Source organism: Streptomyces sp. KR55, from assembly GCF_052245645.1.
Classification (GTDB): domain Bacteria; phylum Actinomycetota; class Actinomycetes; order Streptomycetales; family Streptomycetaceae; genus Streptomyces; species Streptomyces flavusporus.
In genome coordinates, this window is record NZ_JBQQCE010000380.1 from 1 (window position 1) to 9724 (window position 9724).

Here is a 9724-nt window from a genome sequence, read left to right on the forward strand (position 1 = left end):
TTGCGGCCCTGGCCCAGCAGGCCGTCGGTGAGGTTCAGCAGGCGGGACAGTGCCTGCCCGGCCGTGTGCTTGGCCTCGCCGCGGATCAGCTCGTCGCAGTCCTCCAGCAGCAGCAGCCGCCAGCGGCCCTTGCCCGCCGAGTCCTCCTCGCCGATCGCGATGTCCATGAGGTAGCCGACGTCGGAGAAGAGGCGTTCCGGGTCCAGGACGCAGTCCACCTGGCACCAGTCCCGCCACGAGCGGGCCAGCGTGCGCAGCGCCGACGTCTTGCCGGTGCCGGGCGGGCCGTGCAGGAGCAGCAGCCGGCCTGCGATGTCCTCCGGGGTCGTCTTCATCAGGCGGTCCATCGCGTCCGCGACCGGTGCCGTGTAGTTGGCCCGGACCTCGTCCCACGTCCCTGCCGAGATCTGCCGTGTCGTACGGTGCGGGCCGCGCCTCGGGGAGACGTACCAGAAGCCCATCGTGACGTTCTCCGGTTGCGGCTCGGGTTCGTCCGCCGCGCCGTCCGTGGCCTGGTCGAGGACCTGCTGCGCCAGTTCGGGGCTGGTCGCCGTCACCGTGACGTCGGCGCCGCGGTTCCAGCGGGAGATGAGCAGCGTCCAGCCGTCGCCCTCCGCCAGCGTGGCGCTGCGGTCGTCGTCGCGGGCCGCGCGCAGCACCCGGGCGTCCGGCGGCAGCAGTGTCGCCCCGGACCGTACGCGGTCGATGTTGGCCGCGTGCGAGTACGGCTGCTCGCCCGTCGCGAAGCGGCCGAGGAACAGCGCGTCGACGACGTCGGACGGCGAGTCGCTGTCGTCGACGTTGAGCCGGATCGGCAGAGCGTCGTGTGGGTTCGCAGACATGCCGCCATGATCGGGCACACGGGCTCCGCGTGCACCCGGTTTCCGCGGTGCGCGTGGAGTGTCGGCTCCATGTCCCTCCTCCTGCTGTGTCCCTCTCCGTCCCGTTACCGGGTCGTACATCCACGACATCTGCCCCAACCCCCCTGCCCGCCGTTACTGTTGCCCTCGATGGGACGTCATGGGTGGGATTCGGGGGCGCGGCGGTGGCGGCTCACCGCGCTGCTCGGTGTGTCGGCGGCCGTCGTGGCCCTGGTGGTGACCCTGGTCAGCACGCTTCCCGGCGGCGGCGCGAGCACCGAGGGCACCTCGCCCGACGGCGACAGGGTGCACGGCACGCCCGCCACCCCGCCGCAGGAGCCGCAGCCGGACGTCGGCTGGGGCTTCACCCACACCCAGTTCAGCGCCGACGAGGGCAGCGCCGCCGCCACCGCGCGTGTCCAGGGCCTGCTCAAGACCACAAGCCTGCCGCAGAACCAGCACATCATGGGCTGGGGAGCCGACAACCCCGAGCCGGTGAAGGGGCGTTACGACTTCGCGGCACTGGACCGCCGGGTCGACTTCGTCCGCGCCTCCGGGGGCACGCCGGTCATCACCCTGTGCTGCGCCCCGGACTGGATGAAGGGCGGCGAGGCAGGCGCCGGCAACACCGACTGGAGCCAGTCGGCCCTGGAGACGGCCCCCGACCCCGAGCACTACGACGACTTCGCCGCGCTCGCCGCGACCGTCGCCAAGCGCTATCCGGACGTGCGCCACTTCATCGTCTGGAACGAGTTCAAGGGGTTCTGGAACGACGCGGAGCACCGCTGGGACCACGAGGGCTACACCAAGCTGTACAACCTCGTATACCGGGCCCTGAAGAAGGTCGACGCCGACATCATGGTCGGCGGCCCGTACCTCGTGATGGACAGCGTCGACCCGCGCCAGACCGAGAACGCCTCCCGCACCCTCAAGGGCCCCTGGGGCGCCATGGACCAGCGGGTCCTGGACGCCTTCAGCTACTGGAACGAGCACAAGGCGGGCGCCGACTTCGTCGTCGTGGACGGTTCCAGCTACACCAAGGACGACGATCTGCTGCCCGACGAGTTCGCCGCGACGGACAAGTTCACGGCCGTCGGCCGGTGGGTGCGCCGGCAGACCGGCGGCGATCTGCCGCTGTGGTGGGCCGAGTACTACGTCGAGCCGTCCGACGGCAACGACGACCGGCACGGCTGGTCCGAGGCCCGCCGCGGTGCCGTCCAGGCCGCCGGAATGATCGCCATGGTCAAGGGCGGCGCCTCCTCCGGCTTCTACTGGAACCCGGAGGAGGAGACGGGCCCCGACTGCCCCGGCTGCCTGTGGACGCCGACCGACACCGGCGACGGGGGCGGCAGGCTGCCCATGTATGACCTGGTCGCCCGCTTCAACGCCGAGTTCCCGCCGGGCACGCCGTACGAGACGGTGTCCGCCCCGGCGGACGTACGTGTCCTCGCCGGCGACCGGACCGTCCTGGTGGTCAACACGCTCGACCGGGCGATCAGCACCGAGGTCGACGGCAAGCGGTTCGACATGCAGGCGTACGAGGTGAAGTGGCTCAAGCGGTAGGTGTCGCTCATTTCATCGTCAGGAACCGCTGCACCAGCGAGGCGAGCAGCACCGCCAGCAGCGGCAGCGAGAACCAGAAGGTGCTCTGCAGCCACCGCAGTTGCCGCACGCTCGGCCGCACCGCCACCCGGACCACTTCCCGCGCCGTCAGCAGCACGATCAGCGCGACGGCCGCGAGCGCCCCGACCACCGACCAGGGTGTCCAGGTCACCAGCGGTCCGGCCCGCCCCGGGTCCGCCTCCGGCACGGGCCCCCTGGGCTGCCGGGCCAGGGCGTACATGGTGACGTCCTCGTTGACGTACACCTTCCGCAGCTCCGGCCGCCGGTCCAGGTTCTGGATCAGCCGGGGCTCCCAGGTCGCCGAGTAGCCCACGTCCATGCGCAGGAAGGTGACCTGACTTCGGTTGATCATCAGATACGAGTTCGGCCCCGCGTCCTTCAGCGCCTTGACCAGCCCCGACACCAGCACCGGGTCGGTCGGCGCCTGCGTCGGCACGTACTGCACCTTCTCCATCTCCCGGGCGCCCCACGGCATGGCCGGCGTCACGGTCTCCAGCGGGTCGTCGCTGAGCCACAGCAGCCGGACGCTCGGGTCGTCATGGGCGTACACGTACTCCATCGCGGCGACCTCACCGGGCCGTACCCGCTCGAAGGTCTCGTTGCCCCAACGGGCCACCAGGAAGCCGCCCATGAGTACCAGCCCGGCCATCAGCACGGCCAGCGGTGCGAGGCTCACCCGGTCCTTGTCGCGCTCCTCGGCGGTGACGCCGGTACGCGGGAACAGGGCCAGTCCGGCCAGCAGGGCGGCGCCGGGCAGCGCGAACATGAAGACGCGCAGCGCCATTTCACCGCCGTACGACTGCATGCCGAAGCCCAGGAACGGCACGAAGGCGAGGACCAGCAGCGAACGCTCCCGGTACTTGTGCTCGCGCCGCCGCCACCAGCCCCAGCAGGCGAAGGCCATCACCCCGCCGGCCAGCGCCACGCGCGCGTACAGCACGAGTTTGTGGGTGGAACTGCCGCCCTCGATCCGGCCGGACACCGACGACGACACATTGCCGCCGACGCCGCCGACCCCGCCGAACAGCTCGGCGAAGTGCCCGGACCAGTACGGCTCGGCCAGGAAGCCGATCCAGGCCGCGACCATCACCCCGCACAGCACGGGCAGGCCGCGCAGTTCGGACCTGCCGATCAGGACGAGGACCGCCAGCACGCCCAGCATCACGAACGGGGTGAGCTGGTGGGCCGGCACGGTCGCCGCGAACAGACCGGTCACCACCAGCAGCAGCACGGCCCGCTGCCGTCGGTTCGTCGGCTCGACCTCCACCTCGCCGGGACGCGCCTTGGTCCAGATCACGCGCGGGGCACGGAACCAGACGAGCAGGATCGCCACGAAGACGAGGTACAGCAGATAGGTGAAGCCCTGCGGGGAGAAGTAGTCCTGGCCGACCCAGCCGCTCAGCACGAAGATCCAGACGCCGGTCCACTTGGCGCGCCAGCTCGCCCGGAGCGAGCGGGTCAGCAGGAACAGCGGGGCCAGATAGAGCAGTTGCATGGCCAGCGGCCACCAGCGGATGACCTCGGTGAGGTCCGTGACCCCGCAGGCCTGGGCGACGAACGCGGCGGCCGCGAAGAAGCCCGGCCAGCTCCAGCGCGCGTCCAGGTCGGGCACCGCGATACCGGTCCGGTCGATGTGGTCGAGGAACCCGAGGTGCTGCCAGGCCGTGGCGAACCGCGGCTCGGTCTCGATCACCGCGGGCAGCGCGTGCAGGGACACGACGGTCACCAGCAGGGTGACCAGCAGCAGCGTCCGGTGCTCGCGACCGAGCCACAGCAGCGAGGCGAACACCACGACCAGCAGCGCGGCGCCGAGCAGGGTCGGGGCCGGCAGCACGGAGATGAGGCCGAGCCCGCCCATCCGGTCCAGGTCGGCCTCGCCGAGCCGCAGGGCCGGGACCCAGTACAGCAGGAGGGCGGCGATCAGCAGACAGCCGAGGATCACACCGAGGCGGGTGGGGAACAGGCGTCGCAGCGACGGCTCCGGACGGGGAGCATCCGCTTCCGGGGCGGGTATCGGCTCCGGTTCCGGCATCGGCTCCGGTACGGCCGCCACACCGGCCTCCGGCTCGAACGGCGCGTCCACCTCAGGCTCCGGCAGCACGGGCACGCCCGTCGGCGGTGTCCCCGGCCCCGGCCGCACGTCGGGACGGCGTTCGAGGTGGTCGAAGTCGACATGGATGCCGAGAGCGAGGGTGTCGCCGTCGAGCGCCCAGGCCGGCCCGCGCTGGCGAGCCGGCCCGGGCGCCGCCGGGACCTCGCGCGCCCCCAGGTCGGCGAGGTCCCCGTCGGGTGCCGTGCCCTCGACGACGTCGACGGACGGAGCCCTGACGATCTTGTACAGCTTGGGCGCGGCGATCGCCACGATCACCGCGAGGCTGGCGATCTCCGCGACGCCCGCGCCGGTCAGCCCCATGCGGGGGAGCAGCAGCAACGTCAGCCCGAGCACCAGCACGCACAACAGGCCCTGCAGCCAGGCGAGTCCGGCGGTGCGGCTCTGTGCGCGCAGCACCGCCAGGTACGTCTCCATCACGACCCGCAGTACCGCGCCGAGTGCGAACCAGCGCAGCAGCGGCGTCGCCGCGTCCGCGTAGCCGGCACCGAAGACACCGAGGATCCACGGGGCGCCGAAGAACAGCAGGGCGGCGACCGGCAGCATGATCCGGGCCATCCGCTTCAGCGCGGCACGGGTGTTGGCGGCGAGGCGGCCCGGGTCGTGCGAGCCCTCGACGGTCAGCGAGGCGCCCATGTTGATGGCGAGCAGGTTGACCGTGCCGCCGATGGTGGCGGTGATGTAGAAGTACGCGTTGTCCTCGGAGCTGACCTGCGCGGCCACGATCACCGGCACGAGATAGACCACGGCGAGCGAGAACAGCGACCCGGTGTAGTCGCCCGCCAGGAACCTGCCGACCTCCCCGAGCGTCGGCGGGGTCGCCTGCTCCTCGGTCGCCTTCACATGCCGGGGCACCAGCCGCCGGAACACCAGCCAGCCCAACGGCAGTACGGAGGTCGCGATCGCCGCGACCCAGGACACGAAGACGCCGGTCATCGGGATCGCCACCGCGAACGCGACCAGCAGCCCCAGCTTCACCGCGGAGAACACGGTGTTGCCGACCGGCACCCACAGCGCGCTGCGCAGCCCGGTCAGCACACCGTCCTGCAGGGTGAGCAGGTTCCACGCGACGACGGCCACCACGAACCCGACGGCGGGCAGCGCCCCGTGCAGGAAGCGGTACGACGGCCCCCACACGTCCAGCGTCAGCAGAAAGACACCCGCGGCCAGCGCCACTACCAGCGAACTGCCCGCATATGTACGGAGGATGAGCCGCCCGGTGGTGCGGCCCGCGACCGGGATGAAGCGGGCCAGGGCACCGGTGAGCGTCACAGCGGTGAGCCCTGCGAGGAGCTTCATCGCGGCGATCGCGGCCGAGCCCTGGCCGACCGCCGACTCGGAGTAGTAGCGGGCCGCCACCAGCCAGTAGCCGAGGCCCAGGAGGGCGGAGATGCCGGTGTTGAGCATCAGCGCGTAGGCGTTGCGGAACAGCTGACCGCCTCCTGGCGACCGGTCGAGTCCGGGCAGGCGCAGTCGGCGCCGGGGCTGTTGCTGCTCCGGGGTCTGCGTCTCGGTGGGTTCGGCCTGTGCTGTGGTCGTCGTGTCAGACACGGGTTCTGGTGGCCTTCCGGCGGACCTGTCGTGCTCTGCGGACCATCGCGTACCCCTTGGTGAGGGCGCGGTCCCTGGCGAAGGTGCGGGCGATCGCGCGGCCCTCGATCAGCCGCTCGAACTCCTCGAGACCGGTGCTGCGGCGCACGGTGACACGGCGCAGGGCGTACGGCCCCTGCCGGCGGCGGGCCAGGTCGTTGCCGACGGCGAGCGCCTGGGCGTATCCCGTGGCGCGCACCTCCTGCCGCACCCGGCGGCTGGAGTAGCCGTAGGGGTAGGCGAACGACACGGGCAGGGCGCCCAGTTCACCGGCCACGATGTCCCGGCAGCGGGTCAGCTCGAAGCGCAGGGCGGCGTCGTCGAGCTGGTCGAGCTGCGGGTGGCTGTGGCTGTGGCCGCCGATCTCGACGCCCGCGTCCGCCAGCTCCCGCACCTGGTCCCAGTCGAGCATGCGGTCCAGGCCGCCGCCGGTGTCGTACGCGCCCCTGAGCCAGCCCGTGGAGACGAACAGCGTGGCCGGGAAGCCGTGCTTGGCGAGCACGGGCAGGGCGTGCCGGTGTACGCCCTCGTAGCCGTCGTCGAAGGTGACCAGCACCGGGCGCGGCGGCAGCGGGCGGCCCGTGCGCCACCGCGCCGCCAGGTCGGCCGTGGTCACCGGGGTCAGGCCCAGGTCGCCGATGACCGTCATCTGTCGGGCGAAGGCATCGGGGGTGACCGACAGGGCGCGGGTGGCGTCGTTCGGGTCGGTCGCGACCGAGTGGTACATGAGGATCGGTACGCGCACCTCAGCCACCGGAACCCCCCTCGATCGGCGCCACGGAGAACGTGGTGCCGCCCCTGCGCGCCCGGACACTCCCCACGACGTACCCACCGGCCGCCGCGAACACTCCGGCGACGATCGCAGCCGCCCGCCCCGCACCGCCCGGCCGGGCCAGCACGGCGTCGCGCAGTCCGCGTGCCACCCCGGCGGGCAGCACCCGGGTCGTGTACCGGCGTTCCGACTCGAGTCCCTTGTCCGCGCCGACGCTTCGGGCCACCAGCGCCTTCGACAGGCCTTCGGCATACGTACGCGTACGGAAGTACCGGAAGTGCTCACGCGCCTTGGGCACCCGGTGGTGGATCACCGCACGGTCGTCGATCAGCAGGACCGCCTCGGGCAGGGCGCGGGTGAGGCGGATGCACAGTTCCGTCTCCTCGCAGCCCAGCGGGCGCTTGTCGCCGTCGCGGCCGATGCCGGTGGCGAAGCCGCCTGCCGCGTCGAACGCGCTGCGGCGGAAGGAGGCGTTGCCGCCGAGGACGTTGCGCACCCGGACCAGTCCGTGCGGCAGGCCCCGGTAGGTGCAGCCGACCACCCAGTCGAACTCCTCCGGGAACCAGGCGGGCCGGCGCCCCGACGCCCAGATCGGCTCGGTACGGCCGCCGACCGCCATGACCCGCGGGTCGGCGTACGACGAGGCGAAGTGGCGCAGCCAGTCGCGTTCGGCGACGGCGTCGTCGTCGAGGAAGGCGATGACGTCGCCGCGGGCGGCCGCGATGCCGGTGTTGCGGCCGGCGGACAGACCGCGGGGGCCCGCGTTGGCGAGCACCCGCACGTCCCCGGCCTCCTTGTACTCCCCGGCCAGACGGTCCAGGAGCGCCTCGTTGTGGTCCACGACCAGGAGCGTCTCCAGAGCCGGCCGGGACTGCGCCCGCACCGAGGCGACCGCCGCGAGGATGTCCTCCCAGCGGTCCTCGGTGTAGACGCAGATCACGACGGAGATGTCGGGACTGCTCAAGACACCTCTCCCCGGACCGTGTCGAGCATCGGAGAGGGGTGCGAACGGCGGCGCAGAGCACGCCGGTTGGAGCGCTCCTTGAGGATCACCTTCAGCACCCGCAGCCCGTCGCGCACCGCGCGCAGATTGCTGGTGCCGTGGATGCGGAGGTACTCGTGGCTCGGTATCTCCTGCACCTTCAGCCCCGCCTTGACCACCCGGATGTTCATCAGGGTCTCGACCTCGAAGCCGGTGCAGTCGAGGTCGATCTTGTCCAGGCAGTGCCGCCAGAACGCGTTGTAGCCGTAGCACAGATCGGTGTAGCGGGCGCCGAACTTGCGGTTGACGACCGCGCACAGGGCACGGTTGCCGAGCTTGCGGATGAAGGTCATGTCGTCGGTGCCGCCGCCGTTGGCGAAACGCGAGCCCTTGGCGAAGTCCGCGCCCGAGACGAGGGCGGAGACGTACGACACGATCTCGTTGCCGTCGGCCGAGCCGTCCGCGTCGACCATCACGATGATGTCGCCGGTGCAGGCCTCGAACCCGGTGATCAGCGCGTCGCCCTTGCCCTTGCCGCGCTGTCCGACGACTTTCACGTCCGGCCACAGGTCACGGGCGACCTCGACGGTGTTGTCGGTGGAATTGCCGTCCACAAGAACCACTTCGTGTATCCAGCCCGGAAGTGTCTTGAAGACGTAGGGGAGATTCTCCGCCTCGTTCATGGCGGGAATCACCACGCTCACTGGTGGCGCAATGGCCAGGTGAGAGGAGATCGGCCGGTATGCGCCGGCCGTTGTCGGATTCTGGCTCGTGGTTGCCGAGCCCAGAACGGAGCTCATGAGTCTGGTCCCTCTCGTCCGGTGGACCGCCCACCCCCGGGCGGCCCGGCTCTTTGTCCGGTTCGAAAGGGGGGTTGTCACTGGCAAAAGCTCGCCGGCCGCGGAAAACGGCAGCCGGTTGCGCGGCACGTCTCGGTCACACGCAGGTCACCGAGCACGGCACCCCCCTACCGCGCCCCGCGCCGGCACCACCGCGGCCCTGAGCCCTCCCCTGGTTCCGCTTGGTGATGGTCCGATGCGGGTGAGATCTATGACGGTATTGACCTATCACTCCTTATGGCAAGACCTGGAACATGACCTCACCTTTTTGTTGGTTTGGCCGTTACTTGCGACCTGACCGAATCTTGCCCATTTTCTTGAGCAGCCGGTCGGCGGGCTCGAACAGCTCCGGTCGCGACACCACGACATTGCGCAGCGCGCGCACCGGCGCACGTCGGGCCCGGTGCCCGATCGCCACCGGGTGACGTCGCGTCACCCACCCCTCGAACACCTGGATTTCACGGGTCTTCAGGGAGTCCTTGTATTCCTTCTGGCCCCGGCCCAGATCGAGATAGGCGATGCCGTCGGCGGCGGCCGCCTCGGCCATCCGCAGATGCAGGACCAGCCCCGGGGAGTACTTCGAGTACGCCGGGTCGTACGCCGGGAACCAGCAGGCGAGCACCCGCTCGGAGCGCAACCCGAAGTGCGCGGCGATCGGCTTGCCGTCCGCGTACAGCACGGACAGGATCCCGGCGAACGGCTGGGATCGGGTGTGGAACAGCTGCTCCACCAGCCGGATGATCCAGTCGTGCGCGAAGCGGTCGCTGCGCCCCGTCCTGCGGTACTGCGCGGACTTCCAGTCCATCAGCGTGCGCAGGGCGGCGGGATCGCGCTCGTCGTGGACGTACACGACCTCACCCGCGTCCCGGCCCAGCTTGCGCTCCTCGTCGGGGGTCGTCTTGTTGAACTTCGTTGACTGGCCGCGCAGTTGGCTCAGATAGGCTTCGT

At 70.9% G+C, this 9724-nt stretch carries 7 protein-coding genes; 1 reads left to right on the forward strand and 6 read right to left on the reverse strand.

What is annotated here, in order from left to right; translation table 11 throughout:
* Nucleotides 1-842, reverse strand: an 842-nt coding sequence (locus ACTWQJ_RS38350; protein ID WP_443311060.1) for a DUF5925 domain-containing protein, incomplete at its 3' end; no start/stop codon positions are given.
* Between the two features lie 168 nt (nt 843-1010).
* Here ACTWQJ_RS38350 and ACTWQJ_RS38355 point away from each other — a divergent pair.
* A complete protein-coding gene (locus ACTWQJ_RS38355; protein WP_443311061.1) occupies nt 1011-2423 on the forward strand; it encodes a GH39 family glycosyl hydrolase in 1413 nt (470 codons plus the stop codon).
* A gap of 7 nt (nt 2424-2430) precedes the next feature.
* On the opposite strand, the gene ACTWQJ_RS38360 is transcribed toward ACTWQJ_RS38355, so the two are convergent.
* From ACTWQJ_RS38360 to ACTWQJ_RS38380, 5 genes are all read right to left on the reverse strand, one after another.
* On the reverse strand, nt 2431-6144 hold the full coding sequence (locus tag ACTWQJ_RS38360; protein WP_443311062.1) for a lipopolysaccharide biosynthesis protein: 3714 nt from the start codon (nt 6142-6144) through the stop codon (nt 2431-2433).
* Entirely contained in the window at nt 6137-6937 is an 801-nt protein-coding gene (locus tag ACTWQJ_RS38365; protein ID WP_443311063.1) for a polysaccharide deacetylase family protein, read from the reverse strand. Before ACTWQJ_RS38365 ends, ACTWQJ_RS38360 begins: the two co-directional genes overlap by 8 nt.
* Entirely contained in the window at nt 6930-7919 is a 990-nt protein-coding gene (locus ACTWQJ_RS38370) for a glycosyltransferase family 2 protein (protein WP_443311064.1), read from the reverse strand. Before ACTWQJ_RS38370 ends, ACTWQJ_RS38365 begins: the two co-directional genes overlap by 8 nt.
* Nucleotides 7916-8737: a glycosyltransferase family 2 protein gene (locus tag ACTWQJ_RS38375; RefSeq protein WP_443311065.1), complete on the reverse strand. Its 822-nt coding sequence runs from the start codon at nt 8735-8737 to the stop codon at nt 7916-7918. The genes ACTWQJ_RS38370 and ACTWQJ_RS38375 overlap by 4 nt, the downstream gene beginning before the upstream one ends.
* Before the next feature lie 322 nt (nt 8738-9059).
* Nucleotides 9060-9724, reverse strand: a 665-nt coding sequence (locus tag ACTWQJ_RS38380; protein ID WP_443311066.1) for a GNAT family N-acetyltransferase, incomplete at its 5' end; no start/stop codon positions are given.

What these genes read in the sequence shown, in the direction of transcription:
- ACTWQJ_RS38355 (WP_443311061.1), top strand. Translation starts at nt 1,011, where the DNA reads ATGGGACGTCATGGGTGGGATTCGGGGGCGCGGCGGTGGCGGCTCACC.
- ACTWQJ_RS38375 (WP_443311065.1), bottom strand. Translation starts at nt 8,737, where the DNA reads ATGAGCTCCGTTCTGGGCTCGGCAACCACGAGCCAGAATCCGACAACG.